This is a genomic window from Aquipuribacter nitratireducens, from assembly GCF_037860835.1.
In the GTDB taxonomy this organism is placed as follows: domain Bacteria; phylum Actinomycetota; class Actinomycetes; order Actinomycetales; family JBBAYJ01; genus Aquipuribacter; species Aquipuribacter nitratireducens.
Genome location: NZ_JBBEOG010000007.1, coordinates 96490 through 115270 on the forward strand (window position 1 = coordinate 96490; position 18781 = coordinate 115270).

The following is an 18781-nucleotide window of genomic DNA, read 5'->3' on the forward strand; positions in this document are numbered from 1 at the left end:
CCCCCGGGTTCGAGGGGTGCGGGACCATGGGGCCCGTGGACGCACCGACCATCGACCTCAACGCCGACCTGGGCGAGGGTTTCGGGGCGTGGCGGCTCACCGACGACGACGCGCTGCTCGACGTCGTGACGAGCGCCAACGTCGCGTGCGGCTTCCACGCGGGCGACGCCTCCACCATGCGACGGGTGTGCGCGGCGGCGGCGGCACGCGGGGTGGTCGTCGGCGCACAGGTGTCGTACCGGGACCTCGCAGGCTTCGGGCGCCGATTCATCGACGCCGACCCCGCCGAGCTGCTCGACGAGGTCGTCTACCAGGTCGCCGCGCTCGCCGGGCTCGCGGCGGCCGAGGGCACGAGCGTGCGGTACGTCAAGCCGCACGGGGCGCTGTACAACGCGCTCGTCCACCACGAGGCGCAGGCGCGGGCGGTCGTCGCGGCGGTGCGGGACGCGGCGGCCGTCACCGGGACCCCGCTCCCGGTCCTCGGGCTGCCCGGTTCCGTCGTCGAGCGGCTCGCCGCGGAGGGAGGCGTCCCGTTCGTCGCCGAGGCGTTCACCGACCGCGCCTACACGCCGCAGGCGACGCTCGTCCCGCGCCGCGAGCCCGGCGCCGTCCTCGACGACCCGGCCGAGGTGGCCGCCCGCGCCGTCGCGCTCGCGACCGACGAGACCGTCACCACGCGCGAGGGCGGCACCGTCACGGTCCGCGCCCGCTCGCTCTGCCTCCACGGCGACACCCCCGGTGCCGTCGCCACGGGCCGGGCGGTGCGGGCGGCGCTCGAGGCCGCCGGCGTCACGCTCGCGCCGTTCGCGTGAGCGACCTGCGCCTCCTCCCGGCCGGCGCCCGCGGGCTGCTCGCGGAGGTCGACGGCAGCGAGGAGGTCCTCCGGCTCCACGCCGCCCTCGCGGCGGACCCGCTGCCGGGGGTCGTCGACCTCGTCCCGGCAGCGACGACCGTCCTCCTCGTGCTCGACCCCGCGACCGCCACGCCCGCGGGAACGGCCGCCGCGGTGCGCGCGAGGTGGCGGGCCGCCGGGGCCGACACCGCGCGGGCGACGGCCACGACGACGGGGCCGACGGCGACGGCGACGGCGACGGCCGACCACGACGAGGTGGTCGTCCCGGTGACGTACGACGGCGCCGACCTCGCCGAGGCCGCCGCCGCCGTCGACCTCGACCCGGCCGCCCTCGTCCGCGTCCACACGGCCACCGCGTGGGTGGTGGCGTTCTGCGGGTTCGCCCCCGGCTTCCCCTACTGCGTGGCACTGGACGGGCCCGCCCGCGACTGGCGCGTGCCGCGCCGGCACGACCCCCGTCCGCGCGTCCCCGCGGGCGCCGTCGGGCTCGCCGCGGGCTGGACGGGCGTGTACCCGCGCGAGTCCCCCGGCGGCTGGCAGCTCGTCGGGACGACGACGGCCGCCCTGTGGGACGTCGACCGGCAGCCCCCCGCGCTCCTGCCGCCGGGCACCCGGGTCCGCTTCGAGAGCGTCGGACCGTGAGCCTCGAGGTGCTCGCCACCGGCCCGCTCTGCACCGTGCAGGACCTCGGTCGGCCCGCGCTCGCCGGGCTCGGCGTCACCCGCTCCGGCGCCGCCGACCGCGCGTCGCTGCGGCTGGCGAACCGGCTGCTCGGCAACGACGAGGCGGCCGCGGCGCTCGAGGTCACCCTCGGCGGGCTCCGGCTCCGCGCCGTCACGCCGGTCGTCGTCGCGGTGACGGGCGCGCCGTGCCCGGGCGCACCCGTCGACGGCGTGGTCCGGCTCGAGCCCGGGCAGGTCCTCGCGCTCGGCACCCCGACCAGCGGGGTGCGGACCTACGTCGCGGTCGCCGGCGGGCTCGCGGTCCGCCCCGTCCTCGGCTCGCGGAGCACCGACACCCTCGCCGGTCTCGGTCCGCCCGTCGTCGCGGCCGGTGCCGTCCTCCCGACCGGCGACCCGGCGGCGCTGCCGGACGTCGAGGTCGCTCCGCGCCCCGTGCCGGCCGCCGACGACGTGCTCCTCCACGTGCACCGCGGGCCGAGGCTCGACCGCCTCGACGACGCCGCGTGGGACGCCCTCACCGGCACGGCGTGGACCGTCGCCGCCGACAGCGACCGCGTGGGCGTCCGCCTCGACGGCGCGGCGCTGCGGGCGCGGGAGGGCGTCGGGGAGCTCGCGAGCGAGGGCCTGCTGCGGGGAGCGGTGCAGGTGCCGCCGTCCGGGCGACCCGTCGTGTTCCTCGCCGACCACCCCGTGACGGGCGGGTACCCCGTCGTCGCCTACGTCGACGACGCGGAGCCGGGGCCGTGGCGCGCCGGCACGGACGTCGACCGGCTCGCGCAGGTGCGACCCGGTCAGGTGGTCCGTCTCGCCGCGGTCACGCCGACACCACCGGCGCCGCACGGAGCTGGCCGTCGCTGACGACGAGCCCGGCGAGGTAGGGGCCGAGGTCGGCGCGGGGCAGGGTGGTCCCGTGGCCGCCGCCGACGCGGTCGGCGACGCGACGCCGACCCGCCGGCGGGCCGTCGGTGAGGCGCGGCGCCCGCACGACGGTCCAGTCGACGTCGCCGGCCGCGACGACACGGGTGACGGCCTCGCGGCTGTCCTGCAGGGTGCGGGACGCGACGACCGACATGATCGTCACGATGAGACGGTCGGCGACCCCCGGGGTGTCCCCGGGCCGGCGCACGCCGGCACCCGTCAGCCACACGAGCCGACGCCGCGGCAGAGCGCGGACGGCGTCGAGCGCGGCGGACGCCGCCCGCGTCATGAGGTCCGGCGGGGAGCCCTTCACCGGCCCGAGAGCGGACACCACGCCGTCGCACCCCGCGACGGCACGCGTGAGGGACGCGGCGTCGGTGACGTCCGCCGTCCGGACCTCGACCCCACCCGCCGCGACGGCGTCGGCGAGGACGTCGCGCGCCTTCGCCTCGTCCCGCACGACGGCCACCACCTCGTGGTCGGACCCCCGCAGCGCGCGCACCACGTGCACGCCCGTCCGTCCGGTCGCCCCGGTCACCGCGATACGCACCGTGCCTCCTCGTCGGTCCGGCTGACGTCCATTCGTCAGCCCCGCTGACGACAGTGTCAGCCGGACTGACGGTGTGCGCAACACTGGTCGGGTGCCGGACGCCGACCCGACCCTCGCGCTCGCGCTCCTGCGCGCCGCGGACTGGTTCGACGACGCGCTCCGCGCACGCCTCTCGCGCGACGGGGTCCGGCTCACCCGCAGCCAGGCGCAGGTGTTCGCCGCGCTCGACCCCGGGGGATCCAGCATCGCGGCGCTGGCGCGCGCCGTCGGCGTGACGCGGCAGTCGATGCACCGCACGGTCGGTGAGCTCGTCGACCTCGGCCTGCTCGACGTCGGGACGGACCCGGACGACGCGCGGGCGAGCCTCGTGCGCCTCACCCGGGTCGGTGCCGCCCTCGTCCGTCGGGCCGCCCGGGAGCTGCGCGAGGTCGAGGCCGAGCTGGCACGGCGGATCGGCGCCCGGCGCGTCGCCGCGCTGCGCGACGCCCTCGCCGCGGACTGGGGCCCGGCGCCCTGACCCCCGTGCTGACCCCCGTCCTGACCCCCGTCCTGACCCCGGCCCCGACGCTCGCTCCGGCCACCGAGCGGGCGACGAGCGGCCTCACAGCGCCCGGAACGTGACACCCGCCGCGCGCAGCCGCCGGAGGAGGACGTCCCCGAACGCCGTCGCGGGCGTCAGGACCCCGGCCCGGTCGGGCAGCCGGTCCCGGTCGTGGACGAGGGCGAGCGCGGCCTCGCCGAGCATCCGCGCCGTCGACACGTACCCGGGGTCGCCCGGCGAGCGGAGGACCGCCTCGACGACCCGGCCGCTCGTGGTCCGGGCGTGCAACCGCGCGGCGAACCAGCCCTCGTGCAGGCTCGCCTCGTCCGGACCGGTGCCGGCCTCCGGCAGCACCCGGTCGAGCAGACGCCGCACCGGCGGCACGGCGAACGCCGCGGCCCCGGCGAGCGTGCCCGCCGCGACGGCGGCCGCCACCGGTGCGCCCACGACGCGCCCCGGCACGGCGATCGCCTCCTCGTAACGGAACCCGCGACCGTACGACCAGCCGGTCAGGGCGTTGCTGCGGCGCACGACCCGGCTGTTGACGACCCCCATGACGTACGGCGCCAGCCAGCGTCCCGTCACCGCGTCCCACCGCACCCCCCACGGGTCGGGACCGTCCCCGGGCGGGGCGTCGACGGTGCGGTCGGGCTCGCGGGCGCGGTCGGGGCTGAGGGCGTACGGGTCGAGGGCGACCCGGCGTGCGTCCGGGTCCGACGCGAGGCGCTCGACGACGCCCTGCGCGGTTGCGACGGTCCCCCCACCCACCCCGCCGGCGGCCCCCGTCATGAGGAACCGCGTCTCCTCGAGCCGGCCGAGTCCGTGGGCCGCGGCGGTCGTCGCGAGCAGGTGGACGCCGACGTCGGAGGGCACGGAGTCGAAGCCGCACGCGTGCACCACCCGCGCGCCGCTGTGCGCGGCTGCTGCGTGGCAGGCGTCGATGCTCGCGCGCATGAAGAGGACCTCGCCCGTGAGGTCGACGTAGTCGGTCCCGGCCGTCGCGCACGCCCGGACCAGCGGGAGACCGTGCCGCTCGTAGGGGCCGACCGTCGTCGCGACGACGCGTGTGCGGGCGGCGAGATCGGCGAGGGCGTCGTCGTCGTGGGAGTCCGCCACGAGGAGCGGGAGGTCGGCGCCGGCCGGACCCAGCCCCTCGCCCACCTGCGCGAGCCGCTCCCGCGAGCGTCCGGAGAGCGCGATCCGCGTCCCCGCCGGGGCGTGGTCGAGGAGGTAGCGGGCCACGAGCCGCCCGGTGAAGCCGGTGGCGCCGTGGACGACGACGTCGAGCTCGCGGTCGCTCACCCGCGCCACGGTAGGCACGCGCGCGCCGACCGGCACCCCGTCCCCCCCGCGTGCCGCGCGCGCGTGCGGGTGCGACGCTGCGCCCGTGCTCGCACGGCTCCCCCTCACCACCGCCGGTCAGCTGCCCGCGCCCGAGATCACGAGCGCCGACGTCGTGTACGTCGTCGGCGGGCTCGGTCTCGTCGTGGCGGCCGCCCTGCCCCGGCTCCTGCGCGACCACCCGGTGTCGGTCGCCATGGGGTTCACCGCCGTCGGCCTGCTCGTCGGCCTCCTCCCGCTGCCGCTGCCCGAGATCGACCCGACCGCCTCCGGCGAGGTGCCGGAGCGGCTCACCGAGGTCGCCGTCATCGTCGCGATCATGGGTGTCGGGCTCGCGATCGACCGGCCGTTCTCGTGGCGTCGCTGGGGCACGACGTGGCGGCTGCTCGGCATCGCGATGCCCCTGACGATCGCGGCGGTCGCGCTCCTCGGATGGGGTCTCATGGGGCTGCTGCCGGCGAGCGCGCTCCTGCTCGCCGCCGTCCTCGCCCCCACCGACCCCGTCCTCGCCGGCGACGTCCAGCTCGAGGGCCCCAACGAGGGCGAGGACGACGAGGTCCGCTTCGGGCTCACGAGCGAGGCGGGCCTCAACGACGGCCTCGCGTTCCCCTTCGTCTACCTCGCGCTCTTCGCCGGCTCGGCCGCGGGCCTCGCGGAGTGGGGGCCCCGCTGGCTGGCGTGGGAGCTCGTCGGGAAGGTCGTCGTGGGGGTGGTCGTCGGGTACGCGGTCGGCTGGCTGCTCGCCCGGCTCGCCTTCCGCGCCCCCCGCCCGGAGTGGCGCTTCGCGGACGCGGGTGAGGCCGTCGTCGCGCTCGGGGCGGTCCTGCTGTCGTACGGCGTGGCCGAGACGGTGCAGGGCTACGGCTTCCTCGCGGTGTTCGCGACGGCCCTCGCGATCCGCCGCCACGAGTCGAAGCACCGCTACCACGAGGTGCTGCACTCCTTCGTCCAGCAGGTCGAGCAGATCCTCACGATGGTCCTCCTCCTGCTCCTCGGCGTCGCCTCGGCGCGGGGCCTGCTCGACGACCTCACGTGGACCGGCGCGCTCACGGGCGTGCTCCTGCTCCTCGTCGTGCGTCCGGCCGCGGGCTGGGTGTCGCTGCTCGGCGGGCAGGGCACGCGCGGGGAGCGCCTCGCGCTCGGCTTCTTCGGGGTGCGCGGGATCGGCTCGTTCTACTACCTCGCGTACGCGACGACCGAGGGCGCGTTCAGCGAGGCGGCCGAGCTGTGGTCGACGGTCGCGTTCACGGTCCTGCTGTCGGTGCTCGTCCACGGGGTGGCCGCGACCCCGGCGATGAACCGCCTCGACCTCGGCCGGTGGTCGACGACTCCGCACCGGCGCGGCCACGGCGTGCGGGAGGCCGTCCGGAGCGCCAGGGTTCGGTCGTGACGTTCCAGGAGGGTGGCCGCTTCGAGGGCGGTCGCGTCCGACGGCGCCGCGGCGGCGCGGCGGTCGCGGGAGGCGGCGGGGTCCTCGTGCTCGTCGGGGTGCTCGTCTACGCGTTCACCGGCGTCGACCTCGGACCGATCCTGCAGGGAGCGGGCGGGGGCGGCCCGGCGCCCGTCGAGGAGGCCGTCGGCGACTGCACGGCCGAGGAGGCGAACACCGACCAGGAGTGCCGGTTGTCGGCCGCCGCGCAGTCCCTCGACGCGTACTGGACGGCCGTGCTCGCCGACGAGGGCGTCGCGCTGCCGCTGCCGTCCGTCACGGCCTTCGACGGCGCGACGAGCACCGGCTGCGGCGCGGCGGACGCGGCGACCGGCCCGTTCTACTGCCCGCCCGACCAGGGCATCTACCTCGACCTCACGTTCTACGACGTCCTGCAGGAGCGCTTCGGCGCCTCCGACGGCCCCTTGGCGGAGCTCTACGTCACGGCGCACGAGTACGGCCACCACGTGCAGGCGGTGACGGGCACCATGGCGGCCGCGGACCGCAGCGCCGCCGGGTCCGGGTCGGGTCAGGTCCGGCTCGAGCTGCAGGCGGACTGCTACGCGGGGATGTGGGTGGGGGCCGCGGCGACGACGGTCGACCCCGACACGGGCGTCACGTTCCTCGAGCCCGTCACGGCCCCGCAGCTCGCCGACGCGCTCTCGGCCGCCGAGGCGGTCGGCGACGACACCATCCAGGCGGCCTCCGGCCGGCCCGTCGACCCCCACACGTGGACCCACGGGTCCGCCGAGCAGCGGCAGCGGTGGTTCACCGCCGGGTACGAGCAGGGCACGCTCGCGGCGTGCGACACCTTCGCCGCCGGCGACCTCTGACGCGCGCTCAGGCTCCCGGCGTCGCCTCGTGGCCGGGGCGGCCGCGCGTGCGCTCCCGCTCCTTCATCCGCGCCTCGAGCAGGTGCCGGCGCCCGTCGGCCAGCTCCTCCCGGGCGGTCCGCTCCCACGCGCGGAAGCGGGACCAGTAGCCGTCGTCGTACTCCTCGACGACCTGGAACGTCCACCGCCCGTCGAGGACGTTGCGGCCGAGCAGGTCCTCGCGGACCCGCGCGGCGAGGTCGTCGTGGCCGGCCTCCTCCAGCGCCTCGAGGGCCTCGCCGAGCTGGATGTCGGCCCGGCCGGACAGCCGGTGGAACTCGTAGAGGTGGCCGCGTGCGACCTCGACCGCCTCCAGCGCCTCGCTGAGCGCGCCCAGGGCGTCGACCGTCGCGTCGGACACGCCGGGAAGGTCGCGACGGGCGTCCCCCGCGTCCCCGACGTCGCCCGCGCTCACGCGCTCCTCGGCAGCATGCCGTACGCGTGCTCGGGCCGGACCCGCAGGAGGAGCCGGCGCTCGCGCACCATCTCCCGGCGGTAGTCGTCCCAGTCGGGGTGCTCCCCGGCGGCGTCGCGGTAGTAGCCGACGAGCGCCTCGACGGTCGCGTCGCCCGGGTCGGCCGCGACGGGGGTGAGCTCGGCGGTGCCGTCGATGACGACGTAGCTCCAGAAGTCGGGAGCGCTCACGTGGAGGCTCACGCGCGCGTCCCGGCGGGCGTTGCGCGTCTTCGCGCGGTCGTCGGTCACGGACACCACGAGGCAGCCGTCCTGCACGACGTGCATGACGTTGGACGACTGCGGTCGACCGTCGCGGCGCAGCGTCACGAGGACGCTGCGCCTGTGCTCGGTGGCGAACGCGAGGGCGGTCGGGAGCTCCACCCCCCCATCCTCCGGTCGGCCGTGCGTCGCCGCACCCGCGGGAACCGTCGGTGCCCGGGCCTACCGTCCGGGGCGTGGCGGTGGAGCTCGCGGTCAGCGGTGAGGTGGAGCGGCTGCTCGGCGGCAGCGGGTGGCACGTGGTCCACCTCGACGCCGCGGAGTCGGCCGGGCTGGCGCCGCTCGGACGGCGCCGACGCGGGTTCGTCGCGGTGCAGGCCCGGCTCGGCACCACGACGTGGCGGTCGTCGCTCATGCCGAGCGGGGACGGGCGCCTGTTCGTCGCGCTCCCCGCGCACGTCCGGAGCGCGGAGGACGTGGAGGAGGGGGACACGGTCACGGTGCGCGTCCGGCTCGACCCGGCACGCCACGCCGTCGGCGCAGGCCCCCGCCGCTGGTAGCGCGCCTACGCTGCGTCCGTGCGCGCTGCGTTCCGTCACGTCGTCCCCGTGGTGGCCGGTGCCGCCGTCCTCGGTCTCGCGGCCTGCACCGGGACCGGCGGGGACCTCGTGCCGGACAGCCCCGGCAGCCCGGCCGGGACCACACCCGTCGCCACGGGCGCGGCGTCCGGCGCCGCGGCGGGGTCCCCGGCGCCGACGGACGGGCGCGCCACCGCGCGCGTCCTCGACGACTTCGCCGACCTCCCGGCCTCGGGGCTCGACGACGACGGCACGCCCGTGGGGCTGCAGGTCTTCGGGTCGCCCGACGCGGTCGTCGAGGTCGACGCCGTGACCCCGCCCGAGCCGCGTCCCGGCACCGGCGACGCCGCCGGGTCCGCGCTGGAGGTCACCGTGACGACAGCCGAGCACGGCGGTGTCGTGCGGGTCCTCGGCGACGGCGGCTCCTGGCAGCCGGTCGACGCCACGGACTCGACCGGCCTCGGGCTGTGGTTCCTCGGCACGGGGTCGGGCGAGGTGTGGTTCGTCGACCTGCTCGACAACCGCTCCGAGGGGTCGGAGGTCGACGACGCCGGGCGCTGGACGGCGTACTTCACCGACGACACCCCCGGCTGGCGACGGCTCGCCTGGGGCTGGGACGAGCTCGAGAGGAAGGACGTCGGCAACGGGGCCCCCGACGACGGGCTCACCCTCGAGGCGGTCACCGGCTGGGCCCTCGGGGTGCTCGACACCGGTGGGGACCCGGTCACGGCGTACGTCGACGACGTCGCCCTGCTCGCCGCCGGCGGGACGGACGCACCGGCCCCACCGCGGCCGGCGCCCGCCGCGAGCCCGGACTCCACGGCGTCGGCCGCACCGTGACGCCCTCGCGAGGTGCCGTGACGCGTCGCGCGTCCGGCGCAGCGGCCGGGTCACCCGCGCAGGCTCACCGGCACACGCGCAGCGTGTCCGCCGCCACCGCCGGGCCAGCGCCCCACCCCGAGGTGCACGGACGGCGACGCGCGACGCCCGCGCAGGTGGCGGGCGGTCTGCCGGGTCGGTCGATGCTGTGACGGGGGGCGGGTGACGATGCCCCTGACGTGCCGCAGTCCCACCCGTCCCGCTCCCGTGCGCCCGGCGGGCCCCGTGTCGGCGTCACGCTCCTCCTCGCCGTCGTCACCGTCGTCGTGACGCTCGTCGCCACGCCCCTCACCGGGACGCTCCTCACGAGCGCCGAGGCCGCCCGGCGGCTGCCCGGCGCGACGCGGACGGCTGCCGGTGGCGCGACCGCCGCGACCGGCGCGACGGAGTGGACGACCCGTGCGGTCCGCACGACCACGTCCGTCGGCCGCAAGAGGCCGGCACCGAGCCCGACCCCGAGCCCTACGCCCACGCCCACCCCGAGCCCCACCCCCACGCCCGGCCCGACCCGCATGGCGTTCGGCGTGTCCGTCCCGGGCGGTCCCACCGCGCACGCGGAGCTCGACGAGGTCGCCCGCCTCGTCGGCGAGCAGCCCGGCATCGTCCTGTCGTACGTCGACTTCACCCGACCGCTGCCGGTCGCCGAGCTCGACGCCGTGCGTGCCCGCGGCGCGGTGCCCGTGGTCACGTGGGAGCCGTGGGCCGCCGGCGCGGGCGTCGCGCAGCCGACGTACTCCCTCGCGCGTATCGCCGGCGGCGACCACGACGCCCACATCCGGGCCTTCGCCCGCGACCTCGCCGCCTGGACGACCGCGAACCGCCAGGGCGTCCGGCTGCGCTTCGCCCACGAGATGAACGGCGACTGGTACCCGTGGGCCGAGCAGGTCAACGGCAACCGGTCGGGCGACTACGTCCGCGCGTGGCGGCACGTCCACACCCTCGTCGAGGCGTCCGGCGCCGACGTGGAGTGGGTGTGGAGCCCCAACGTGCCCTACCCGGGCTCGGCCCCGGTGGCGGGGCTGTACCCCGGGTCCGCGTACGTCGACGTCGTCGCCCTCGACGGCTACAACTGGGGCACGAGCCAGTCGTGGTCGAGCTGGCAGCAGCCCCAGGAGCTGCTGGGTCCCGGTCTCGCCGAGCTGCGGGCGGTCGCCCCGGGCACGCCGGTCCTCGTGGCCGAGACCGCGTCCGCCGAGCAGGGCGGCGACAAGGCCGCGTGGGCCGCGGAGCTCGTCCGCTACCTCGACGCGCAGCCCGACGTCGTCGGTCTCGTGTGGTTCTCCCACGACAAGGAGGCCGACTGGCGGATCGACAGCAGCCCCGCGGTCCCGACCGCGCTGCGTGCCGCCCTCGCGGCCCGGCAGGGCTGAGCCGGGTCACCTGTTCGGCTCAAGCGCCGTCCCCTGCCATCCGATACCTCGCACGGCGGCGTACCTCTGTCGCCGTCCAGGTTCCACGGTCGGAGCCGAGCAGCAGGAGGACCCGCCGCGATGACGAGAACGACGGACCCGGTCGACGTCGACGAGGAGGCGCGGGTGCGCGCGCTCCGGGCCCTCGACGTGCTCGACACGCCCGAGGAGGACCGCTTCGACCGCGTGACGCGCCTCGCCGCCGGCCTCTTCGGGGTGCCGATGGCCGCCGTCACGCTGCTGGACCGCGACCGGCAGTTCTTCAAGTCCGCGCAGGGCCTCACGGCCGGTGCGAGCACCCCGCGCTCCGACGCCATCTGCGACGCGACGATCCAGGGCCCCGGCACGCTCGTCGTGGAGGACCTCGCGGCGGACGACCGGTTCGCCGACAACCGCTGGGTGGTCGGCGACCCCCGCGCCCGCTTCTACGCCGGGCACCCGCTGGAGACCGCGGACGGCCAGCGTGTCGGCACCCTCTGCATCCTCGACGACCGGCCCCGGTCCCTGAGCGCCGGCGAGGAGTCGCTGCTCCGGGACCTCGCGATGTGGGTCCAGCAGGAGCTCACCACCGACCGCGAGATCGGCCGGGCGGCCGCCGTGCAGCAGGGTCTGCTGCCCCGCCGCCCGCCGGTGCTGCCCGGCTACGACCTCGCCGCCGCGTGCCTGCCGTCGCGCGGGGTCGGCGGCGACTTCTACGACTGGTACTCCCTGCCGGGGACGGGACTGGGACGCGTCGCCCTGTCCGTCGTCGACGTCATGGGAAAGGGGCTGGCCGCCGCCATCATCACGGCGACCGTCCGGGCCGTCCTGCGGAGCACCGCCCGCGCCGGCGGCCCGGCGGTCGCCCTCGACGTCGCCGCCGAGGCGCTCGCGGCCGACCTCGACCACGCCGCGACGTTCGTCACCGCCTTCCACGCCCACCTCGACCCCGCCACCGGGCTCGTCCGGTACGCCGACGCCGGGCACGGCCTCGCGATGGTCGTGCGCGTGGACGGGGGCGTCGAGCGGCTGCGCTCCGACGACCTGCCCCTCGGTGTCGGGGCCGGGCTCACCGACGGCTTCCGGCCGCACAGCGTCGCGCTCGGGCCGGGTGACACGCTCGTGGCGTGCAGCGACGGGGTCCTCGACCTCTTCGACGGCACCCTGGCCGCCCTCGCCGACGTCGAGACCCTCGTGCGCTCGTCGGCGGAGGCCGCCGAGGTCGTCGCGCGCGTCTCGCGCCTCGCCCACCGCCGGACCCCGCCCGACGACGTCACGGTCGTCGTCGTGCGTCGGCAGGCCGGGGCGTGAGCGGCAGCCTCCCGCTCGACACCACGGCGCGGGGCCCGCTCACGGGACGGCTCCTGCTCGTCCGGGCCCTCGTCGTCCTCACCCTCCTGCTCGGCACCTCCTACGTCGTGTGGCGGTGGGGGTGGTCGGTGCCGTGGGAGGTGTGGTGGATCGCCGTGCCGCTCGTCGTCGCCGAGACCTACAGCCTCGTCGACGCGTGGCTGTTCGGTGTGACGGCGTGGCGGCTGAAGCAGCGCGGCGACGCCCCGCCCGCCCCCGCGGGCGTGAGCGTCGACGTCCTCATCACGACGTACAACGAGGACGTCGAGCTCGTCATGACGACCGCGCTCGCGGCGCAGCGGATCCGCTACCCCCACCGCACGTACGTCCTCGACGACGGCAACCGGCCCGAGATGCGGTCGGCGGCCGAGGCGGCCGGCGTCGGGTACATCACCCGCAGCGAGGACTGGGTCGGCAAGCAGCGCCACGCGAAGGCCGGCAACCTCAACAACGCGCTGTTCGCCACCGACGGCGAGCTCATGCTCGTCCTCGACGCCGACCAGGTGCCGGCACCGGAGATCCTCGACCGCACGATCGGCTGGTTCGACGACCCGCGGGTCGCGCTCGTCCAGACCCCGCAGTACTTCACCAACGTCACCGACGCCGACCCCTTCGGCGTGCAGGCGCCCCTGTTCTACGGGCCCATCCAGCAGGGCAAGGACGGGTGGAACGCGGCGTTCTTCTGCGGCTCCAACGCGGTCCTGCGACGCGAGGCGCTCATGCAGATCGGTGTCGTCGGCTACGTCCGGCAGCTCGACCGGGCCGTTCGCGACGCCCTGCGCACCGCCGACCGCGTGCTCGCCCGCGCGGTGCGCGAGGCACGCCGGGACCCCGGCGCCGCCACGACCCTCCGGGCCCTCACGAGCGTCCGGGACGCTGCCGCCCGCGCGCGGCGACGGCTCGACGCGGGCGAGCCGGCCGGTGAGGTGACGTACGACTTCCAGCGGGCGGTCGACGCCGCTGCGCGGGACGTCGTCGCCGACGACGTCGCCGCCCTCGAGGCGGACCTGCGCGCCATCGCCGAGATGGGCGTCGGCGCGGGCCGGCACCGCGGCGGGGGACCCGGCATCGCGATCGACGAGGAGATCGGCGAGGCGGTCGTCGACGAGGCCGCCCTCGAGCGGCTCGCCGCGCGGGAGTGGTCCCCGCTCGGGGCGCTGGAGTCCGTGCGCGCGGTCGTGCGGGCCGTCGACGTCGACCGGGCCGACGAGGCCCAGCCCGTCATGCCGATGGCGACGATCTCCGTGACGGAGGACATGGCGACCGCCATGCGGCTGCACGCCCTCGGCTGGCGCTCGGTGTACCACCACGAGGTGCTCGCCCACGGCCTCGCGCCGGAGGACCTCGGGACGATGCTCACCCAGCGGCTGCGCTGGGCGCAGGGGACGCTGCAGGTGATGCTGCGGGAGAACCCCCTCGTCCAGCGGGGTCTCTCGCTCGGCCAGAAGCTCATGTACTCCGCGACGATGTGGACGTACCTGTCGGGCTTCTTCGCCCTCGTCTACATCGCCGCGCCGGTGCTGTACCTGTGCGTCGGCGTGCAGCCGGTCGAGGCGTACAGCGTCGAGTTCTTCGCCCGGCTCCTGCCGTTCCTCGTCGTCAACCAGCTGCTGTTCGCCGTCGTCGGGCGCGGCATCCGCACGTGGCGCGGCCAGCAGTACTCCCTCGCCCTCTTCCCCCTGTGGATCACGGCGTGCGCGACGGCCGTGGGGAACGTCTTCTTCGGTCGGGGGCTCGGCTTCGCCGTCACCCCGAAGAACCGGCAGGCGGTCGACCGGCCGCGCTGGGACCTCGTGCGCTGGCAGCTCGTCGCGGTCGGGCTGCTCGTGGTGTCCGTCGTCGTCGGGGTGACACGCTGGGCGCTCGGCGCCGCACCGGCGCTGGGCACGTGGGTGAACGTCGCCTGGGTGGTGTACGACCTGTTCCTGCTGAGCGTGCTGTTCCGGGCGGCCACCTTCCGCCCCGCCGACGACCCCGACACCGCGACCACCGAAGGAGCCTCCCGCTGATGGACATCGGGACCACCCGCACCGACGACGGCCTCGTGGTGGTGAGCCCCGTGGGGCGGCTCACGATGGTGTCGGCGCCGCAGCTGCGCGCGGTCGTGACCGCGTGCGTCACGACCGGCGACGCCCGCGTCGTCGTCGACATGTCCGCGGTCGAGTTCATCGACTCCTCCGGCCTGGGCGCCCTCGTCGCCGGCCTCAAGGCCGCTCGGCAGGGGGGCGGCGACCTCCGCATCGCCCGTCTGGCGCCCCAGGTGCTCACGGTCCTGCAGCTGACGAACCTCGACCGGGTCATGCGTCCGTACGCGTCGGTCGAGGAGGCCTTCGGTGGCTGAGCCCGCCCGACCGGGTGGGACCGCGTGAGCCGGGCGGACGGCTCGCGCTCGCTCGTCACCGTCACCGACGCGGAGAGCCTCGGACGCGTCCACGAGCTGCTGGCGGGCCTGTGGCGGGACCGGCCCGAGGTGCCGGACGAGGACCGGATCGCACTGGAGACCGCCCTCGCGGAGCTCGTCGCCAACGCCGTGGAGCACGCGAGCCCCGGTCTGCCGGTGCCGATGGACATCGCCGTCGAGTGCTGGCCGGACCGGCTCGAGGCCGTCCTCCGCGACTCGGGCGTGCCGCTGCCCGCGGCCGCGCTCGCGGTCCTCACCGCCGCCGAGCCACCGGAGGTCGACCCGCTCGCGGAGAGCGGGCGGGGGCTGCTGCTCGTCCGGCTCACGATGGACGAGGTGACGTACTCCCGCGGCGCCGACGACCGCAACGTCTGGCGGCTCGTGCGTCGGCGTCGCTGACGCGTCTCAGCCGCCCCGCGGCGGCTGCAGCGGGTCGTGCCCGATCGTCATGAGCTCGTGGCGCCACGCCGCGTCGCCGGCCGTGGGCTCGAGGTCCTCGCGCCGCTGCGCGGTGACGCGGTCGACGACCCGGGCCATGGTCGTGACGTCGGCCTCGTCGAGGTCGGTCTTCCGCCGACCGAGGATGCGGAGCACGTGCTGGCCCGTCGACAGCCCCGGCATGTGGCCGGTCTCGTCGAGGAACGCCTCGGCGTCCTCGTCGGCGGCGCGCACCCGCAGCCAGTCGGACAGGTCCTTGCTCGTCATGTTGACGACGGTGTGGAACTGCTCCCACAGCTCGTCGAGCTCGTGGTCGTCGAGGTCGTGGCGTGGCATGCCTCCAGCCGTACCCGGTCCGCGGTGCCGCCATGCCCGTCGGGGGCTCCCGGAGCGTCGGCCCCCGGGTCTACCGTCGCGCCATGACGCAGGTGCTCGACGCCGACACCGACCTCGACGCCTTCCGCGGCGAGCTCACCGGCTACTGCTACCGCATGCTCGGCTCCCTGCACGACGCGGAGGACGCCGTCCAGGACACGCTGGTGCGGGCGTGGCGGGCCGCCGAGCGGTTCGAGGGGCGCTCGAGCGTGCGGTCGTGGCTGTACCGGATCGCGACGAACGTCTGCATCGACGCCATCGGCAGCCGTTCCCGCCGGGCGACGCCACTGGAGATCGGCGGGCCGTCGGCGCCGGTCGAGACCTCGCTCGCCGACGTGCGGGCGCACGAGGAGTGGCTGGAGCCCCTGCCGTGGGGGACCGCCACCCAGGACCTCGCCGCCGACCCGGCCGAGATCACCGCGGAGCGGGAGAGCGTCCGGCTCGCGTTCGTCGCGGCCCTCCAGCACCTGCCGGCCCGCCAGCGGGCCGTCCTCATCCTCCGCGACGTGCTGCGCTGGCGCGCCGACGAGGTCGCCGCCCTGCTGGGCGTCAGCACCGCCTCGGCCAACAGCCTTCTCCAGCGCGCCCGCGCGACCCTCGCCCAGCACCACCCGGACGACGCCCGACCGCTCGACCCGCTCGACGCCCGGCACCAGGCCCTCCTCGAGCGCTACCTCGACGCGTTCGAGCGATACGACATCGACGCCTTCGTCGCCCTCCTCCACGCCGACGCCACGCAGAACATGCCGCCGTTCGCCATGTGGCTGCGCGGCGCCGACGACATCGGGGCGTGGATGACCGGACCCGGCCACGGCTGCCGGGGCTCGCGCCTGGTGCCGACGCGCGGCGCCAACGGCAGCGCGGCCGTCGCCCAGTACCGCCGGGCGGACCCGGACGACGAGACCGCCGGCCACGTGCCGTGGGCCGTCCACGTCCTCGAGGTGAGCGACGGGCGGGTCGGCAGCATCACGTCGTTCCTCGACACCCGGCTCTTCGCCGCCTTCGGCCTGCCCGACTCGCTGCCGCACGGGGCGCCGCTCCCCCGGCCCGCCGACGGCGCATGACCTGACCGGCCGCGGGTACCCGGCCGCCATGTCGCGCACGAGCACCGTCTCCCAGACCCTCCACGACCTCGGCGGCGCCGCCTGGTTCGGTGGCTCCCTCATGGGTGCCGTCGGCGTCAACAGCGCCGCCGACCGCGCCGAGCCGGAGCAGCGGCTCGCCGCGTCCGGCGCCGGGTGGGGGAAGTGGGCCCCCGTCCAGGCGGCTGCGGTCGCCGCGCACACCCTCGGTGGGATCGGCCTGCTCGTGGCGAACAGGGACCGCGTCGGGCAGCAGAAAGGCGTGCTCGCGAACACGGTCGTGAAGTCGGCCCTCACGCTGCTCGCCGTGGGCGCCACCGCGTGGAGCGGTGTCCTCGGGGCCAAGGTCGGCAAGGAGCACGTGCCGGTCGAGGGCAGCACCGAGCCGTCGAGCGGCACGCCGCACGACGTCGCCCAGGCGCAGCAGCAGCTGAAGGCGCTGCAGTGGGTCACGCCCGTCCTGACCGGGGCGGTCGTCGCGCTGGGCGCGCAGCAGAGCCAGCAGCAGCGGCCCGAGAAGCAGGCGCGCGGCCGGCTCGGCCGGGTGCGGCAGGTGGGGCGCGCCGTCCGGCGCTGACGCCTGCAGGGTCGTCGCCGCCTCGTCGGGGCACGGCTCCGGTGGCGGCCGGCTCGCCGGACCGGTCGACTGGTCCCATGGCCTCCGAGGACCGGACGATCACCCTGCTCCGCCACGGCGAGACCGAGTGGAGCGCCGCCCACAAGCACACCGGTCGCACCGATCTCGAGCTGACACCCGACGGGGAGGACCACGCCCGCCGTGCCGGGGACAGCCTCGCCGGCGAGCGCTTCGCCCACGTCCTGTGCAGTCCGCTGCGGCGCGCCACCGACACGTGCCGGCTCGCCGGGCTCGGCGAGCCGGAGCTCGTCGACGACCTCATGGAGTGGGACTACGGCGAGGCGGAGGGCCGCACCACCGCGGAGATGGCCGAGGACGTCCCCGGGTGGACGGTGTGGACGCACCCGCTCGGGCAGGGCGAGCTCGTCGAGCAGGTCGGTGAACGCGCGGACCGGGTCGTCGCCCGGCTCGAGGAGCTCGACGGTGACGTCGCCGTCGTCGCCCACGGGCACCTGCTCCGCATCCTCACCGCCCGGTGGCTGGAGCTCCCGGCGGTCGAGGGGCGCCGGTTCGTGCTCGGCACGGCCGCGCTGTGCCGGCTCGGGTACGAGCGCGGCAACCGGGTGATCGAGCGGTGGAACGACACCGGTCACATGCGCTGAGCGCCCTGGCCCCCGTCGGTCGGCGCGGAGCGGTCAGCCCGGAGCGCGCCACGCCTCGAGCACCGCCGTGCGGATGTCGGCGGCCGGCTCGGCCATGTTGCACAGCACGACGAGGGTGGCCCCCTCCTCCGGCCAGCGCTGCGCGAGCACGTCGACCCCCGGGTCGCCACCACCGTGGCCGAAGCGCCCGTCCGGGTAGAGGATCACGCCGTAGCCCATGCCGAAGCCGGGCGCGTCGAGCACCTCCGTGTGCCGCGTGAGGGCGGCGTCCCTCAGCCCGCCGAGCAGCGAGCCGTCCTCGAAGGCCGTGAGGAAGCGGTCGACGTCGCGCGCAGTGACGAAGGCTCCGCCGTCACCGCCCCCGACCACGGGGATGCTGAAGACGTTGCTCCGCCACGGGCCGTCGTCGCGGGGCAGGTGGCCGACGGCGACGTCCGGGCGGGCCTCGTCGGTCCGGAAGTACCCGCTGGCCGTCATGCCCGCCCGCCCGAGCACCCGCTCGGTGACGACGGCGGTGAACGGCCGCCCGGTCACCTCCTCGACGACGGCGGACAGGAGCACGTACCCGGCGTTGGAGTAGTGGAAGCGCTCCCCGGGCGCGCGGTAGGGCGGCCGGTCGCCGTACAGCGGGAGGAAGTCGTCGGGCCGTTCCACCCGGTAGCACGGGAGGTCGCGCCACAGCGCGCCGTAGTCCTCGACGTAGCCGGGGGTGTCCTCGTCCTCCTCGGCGTAGTCGGCGATGCCGGAGGTGTGGGTGAGGAGGTGATGGACGGTGACGTCGTCGCGGAGCGTCGCGGGCCTGCGGGCCGCCGGCAGCACGTCGACCACCCGGTCCCCGACCGTCAGCCGTCCCTCGCCCACGAGGTCGAGCACCGCCGCGGCGGTGAACATCTTCGACATCGACGCGACACCGAAGCGCGTCCGCGTCGTCACGGGCACCCCGGCGGCCCGGTCGGCGAGGCCGTAGCACCCCTCGAGCAGCGTCTCCCCCGCCACGCTGAGGAGGACGGCCCCGGACAGCTCGTCGGCCTCGGCCCGCTCGGCGAGCCGCCGGTCGAGCGCCCGCAGGGCCTCCGTCGACATGTGGGGAGGGTCCCGCGCGCGGCCACCGCCGTCGAGCGGTTTCCTGGTGGGCATAGGTCCGGGGCTCCGGACGTTCACGGGTCGTAGAAACGTCAATCATCAGGAG

The 18781-nt window shown here is 76.4% G+C and carries 22 protein-coding genes; 16 read left to right on the forward strand and 6 right to left on the reverse strand.

Going from position 1 to position 18781, the window contains the following annotated elements; genetic code table 11:
• The first annotated feature begins 26 nt into the window (after positions 1 to 26).
• From WAB14_RS13675 to WAB14_RS13685, 3 genes are read left to right on the forward strand one after another with little or no spacing between them, the layout of a single operon-like run.
• Positions 27 to 812, forward strand: coding sequence for a LamB/YcsF family protein (locus WAB14_RS13675; RefSeq protein ID WP_377002563.1), 786 nt, complete (start codon positions 27 to 29; stop codon positions 810 to 812).
• Positions 809 to 1495: a 5-oxoprolinase subunit B family protein gene (locus WAB14_RS13680; RefSeq protein WP_340270579.1), complete on the forward strand. Its 687-nt coding sequence runs from the start codon at positions 809 to 811 to the stop codon at positions 1493 to 1495. The genes WAB14_RS13675 and WAB14_RS13680 overlap by 4 nt, the downstream gene beginning before the upstream one ends.
• On the forward strand, positions 1492 to 2394 hold the full coding sequence (locus WAB14_RS13685) for a 5-oxoprolinase subunit C family protein (RefSeq protein WP_340270580.1): 903 nt from the start codon (positions 1492 to 1494) through the stop codon (positions 2392 to 2394). The genes WAB14_RS13680 and WAB14_RS13685 overlap by 4 nt, the downstream gene beginning before the upstream one ends.
• On the opposite strand, the gene WAB14_RS13690 is transcribed toward WAB14_RS13685, so the two are convergent.
• Positions 2351 to 3004: an NAD(P)-dependent oxidoreductase gene (locus tag WAB14_RS13690; protein ID WP_340270582.1), complete on the reverse strand. Its 654-nt coding sequence runs from the start codon at positions 3002 to 3004 to the stop codon at positions 2351 to 2353. The genes WAB14_RS13685 and WAB14_RS13690 overlap by 44 nt on opposite strands.
• A gap of 91 nt (positions 3005 to 3095) precedes the next feature.
• Here WAB14_RS13690 and WAB14_RS13695 point away from each other — a divergent pair, with 91 nt between their 5' ends.
• Positions 3096 to 3521 carry a MarR family winged helix-turn-helix transcriptional regulator gene (locus WAB14_RS13695; protein ID WP_340270584.1) on the forward strand — a complete coding sequence of 142 codons (426 nt, stop codon included), beginning with the start codon at positions 3096 to 3098 and terminating at the stop codon, positions 3519 to 3521.
• Positions 3522 to 3605: 84 nt separating this feature from the next.
• Here WAB14_RS13695 and WAB14_RS13700 read toward each other — a convergent pair whose 3' ends face one another.
• On the reverse strand, positions 3606 to 4847 hold the full coding sequence (locus WAB14_RS13700; protein ID WP_340270586.1) for a saccharopine dehydrogenase family protein: 1242 nt from the start codon (positions 4845 to 4847) through the stop codon (positions 3606 to 3608).
• A gap of 85 nt (positions 4848 to 4932) precedes the next feature.
• On the opposite strand from WAB14_RS13700, the gene WAB14_RS13705 reads away from it, so the two are divergent.
• The gene (locus WAB14_RS13705) at positions 4933 to 6276 is read left to right on the forward strand and encodes a cation:proton antiporter domain-containing protein (protein ID WP_340270588.1); all 1344 of its coding nucleotides are present in this window, start codon (positions 4933 to 4935) and stop codon (positions 6274 to 6276) included.
• Positions 6273 to 7148, forward strand: coding sequence for a KPN_02809 family neutral zinc metallopeptidase (ypfJ, locus tag WAB14_RS13710; protein WP_340270590.1), 876 nt, complete (start codon positions 6273 to 6275; stop codon positions 7146 to 7148). Before WAB14_RS13705 ends, ypfJ begins: the two co-directional genes overlap by 4 nt.
• A gap of 7 nt (positions 7149 to 7155) precedes the next feature.
• On the opposite strand, the gene WAB14_RS13715 is transcribed toward ypfJ, so the two are convergent.
• Both WAB14_RS13715 and WAB14_RS13720 read right to left on the reverse strand, forming a co-directional pair.
• The gene (locus WAB14_RS13715; protein ID WP_340270591.1) at positions 7156 to 7602 is read right to left on the reverse strand and encodes a hypothetical protein; all 447 of its coding nucleotides are present in this window, start codon (positions 7600 to 7602) and stop codon (positions 7156 to 7158) included.
• Positions 7599 to 8024, reverse strand: a complete 426-nt coding sequence (locus tag WAB14_RS13720) for a PPOX class F420-dependent oxidoreductase (protein ID WP_340270593.1) — start codon at positions 8022 to 8024, stop codon at positions 7599 to 7601. The genes WAB14_RS13715 and WAB14_RS13720 overlap by 4 nt, the downstream gene beginning before the upstream one ends.
• 74 nt (positions 8025 to 8098) lie before the next feature.
• Here WAB14_RS13720 and WAB14_RS13725 point away from each other — a divergent pair, with 74 nt between their 5' ends.
• From WAB14_RS13725 to WAB14_RS13755, 7 genes are all read left to right on the forward strand, one after another.
• Positions 8099 to 8422 carry a DUF1905 domain-containing protein gene (locus WAB14_RS13725; RefSeq protein WP_340270595.1) on the forward strand — a complete coding sequence of 108 codons (324 nt, stop codon included), beginning with the start codon at positions 8099 to 8101 and terminating at the stop codon, positions 8420 to 8422.
• A gap of 18 nt (positions 8423 to 8440) precedes the next feature.
• Complete coding sequence (locus WAB14_RS13730) at positions 8441 to 9280, forward strand: hypothetical protein (protein WP_340270597.1); 840 nt, start codon at positions 8441 to 8443, stop codon at positions 9278 to 9280.
• Between the two features lie 218 nt (positions 9281 to 9498).
• A complete protein-coding gene (locus tag WAB14_RS13735) occupies positions 9499 to 10689 on the forward strand; it encodes a glycoside hydrolase family 26 protein (protein WP_340270599.1) in 1191 nt (396 codons plus the stop codon).
• A gap of 120 nt (positions 10690 to 10809) precedes the next feature.
• The gene (locus WAB14_RS13740; RefSeq protein ID WP_340270600.1) at positions 10810 to 12018 is read left to right on the forward strand and encodes a PP2C family protein-serine/threonine phosphatase; all 1209 of its coding nucleotides are present in this window, start codon (positions 10810 to 10812) and stop codon (positions 12016 to 12018) included.
• A complete protein-coding gene (locus tag WAB14_RS13745; RefSeq protein WP_340270602.1) occupies positions 12015 to 14066 on the forward strand; it encodes a glycosyltransferase family 2 protein in 2052 nt (683 codons plus the stop codon). Before WAB14_RS13740 ends, WAB14_RS13745 begins: the two co-directional genes overlap by 4 nt.
• Positions 14066 to 14398, forward strand: a complete 333-nt coding sequence (locus tag WAB14_RS13750; RefSeq protein WP_340270604.1) for an STAS domain-containing protein — start codon at positions 14066 to 14068, stop codon at positions 14396 to 14398. Before WAB14_RS13745 ends, WAB14_RS13750 begins: the two co-directional genes overlap by 1 nt.
• Before the next feature lie 24 nt (positions 14399 to 14422).
• Entirely contained in the window at positions 14423 to 14857 is a 435-nt protein-coding gene (locus tag WAB14_RS13755; protein ID WP_340270605.1) for an ATP-binding protein, read from the forward strand.
• 6 nt (positions 14858 to 14863) lie between these two features.
• On the opposite strand, the gene WAB14_RS13760 is transcribed toward WAB14_RS13755, so the two are convergent.
• A complete protein-coding gene (locus WAB14_RS13760) occupies positions 14864 to 15232 on the reverse strand; it encodes a DUF3140 domain-containing protein (protein WP_340270607.1) in 369 nt (122 codons plus the stop codon).
• Positions 15233 to 15315: 83 nt separating this feature from the next.
• On the opposite strand from WAB14_RS13760, the gene WAB14_RS13765 reads away from it, so the two are divergent.
• The 3 genes from WAB14_RS13765 to WAB14_RS13775 all read left to right on the forward strand — a co-directional run bounded on the left by WAB14_RS13765 (position 15316) and on the right by WAB14_RS13775 (position 17592).
• On the forward strand, positions 15316 to 16335 hold the full coding sequence (locus WAB14_RS13765; RefSeq protein WP_340270609.1) for a sigma-70 family RNA polymerase sigma factor: 1020 nt from the start codon (positions 15316 to 15318) through the stop codon (positions 16333 to 16335).
• Between the two features lie 28 nt (positions 16336 to 16363).
• Entirely contained in the window at positions 16364 to 16930 is a 567-nt protein-coding gene (locus WAB14_RS13770) for a hypothetical protein (protein ID WP_340270611.1), read from the forward strand.
• 77 nt (positions 16931 to 17007) lie between these two features.
• Entirely contained in the window at positions 17008 to 17592 is a 585-nt protein-coding gene (locus WAB14_RS13775; RefSeq protein WP_340270613.1) for a histidine phosphatase family protein, read from the forward strand.
• Positions 17593 to 17625: 33 nt separating this feature from the next.
• On the opposite strand, the gene WAB14_RS13780 is transcribed toward WAB14_RS13775, so the two are convergent.
• Complete coding sequence (locus WAB14_RS13780; RefSeq protein WP_340270615.1) at positions 17626 to 18675, reverse strand: serine hydrolase domain-containing protein; 1050 nt, start codon at positions 18673 to 18675, stop codon at positions 17626 to 17628.
• Between the last annotated feature and the right edge of the window lie 106 nt (positions 18676 to 18781).

What these genes read in the sequence shown, in the direction of transcription:
- WAB14_RS13765 (WP_340270609.1), top strand. Translation starts at nt 15,316, where the DNA reads ATGACGCAGGTGCTCGACGCCGACACCGACCTCGACGCCTTCCGCGGC.
- WAB14_RS13770 (WP_340270611.1), top strand. Translation starts at nt 16,364, where the DNA reads ATGTCGCGCACGAGCACCGTCTCCCAGACCCTCCACGACCTCGGCGGC.
- WAB14_RS13775 (WP_340270613.1), top strand. Translation starts at nt 17,008, where the DNA reads ATGGCCTCCGAGGACCGGACGATCACCCTGCTCCGCCACGGCGAGACC.
- WAB14_RS13750 (WP_340270604.1), top strand. Translation starts at nt 14,066, where the DNA reads ATGGACATCGGGACCACCCGCACCGACGACGGCCTCGTGGTGGTGAGC.
- WAB14_RS13740 (WP_340270600.1), top strand. Translation starts at nt 10,810, where the DNA reads ATGACGAGAACGACGGACCCGGTCGACGTCGACGAGGAGGCGCGGGTG.
- WAB14_RS13760 (WP_340270607.1), bottom strand. Translation starts at nt 15,232, where the DNA reads ATGCCACGCCACGACCTCGACGACCACGAGCTCGACGAGCTGTGGGAG.
- WAB14_RS13675 (WP_377002563.1), top strand. Translation starts at nt 27, where the DNA reads ATGGGGCCCGTGGACGCACCGACCATCGACCTCAACGCCGACCTGGGC.
- WAB14_RS13780 (WP_340270615.1), bottom strand. Translation starts at nt 18,675, where the DNA reads ATGTCGACGGAGGCCCTGCGGGCGCTCGACCGGCGGCTCGCCGAGCGG.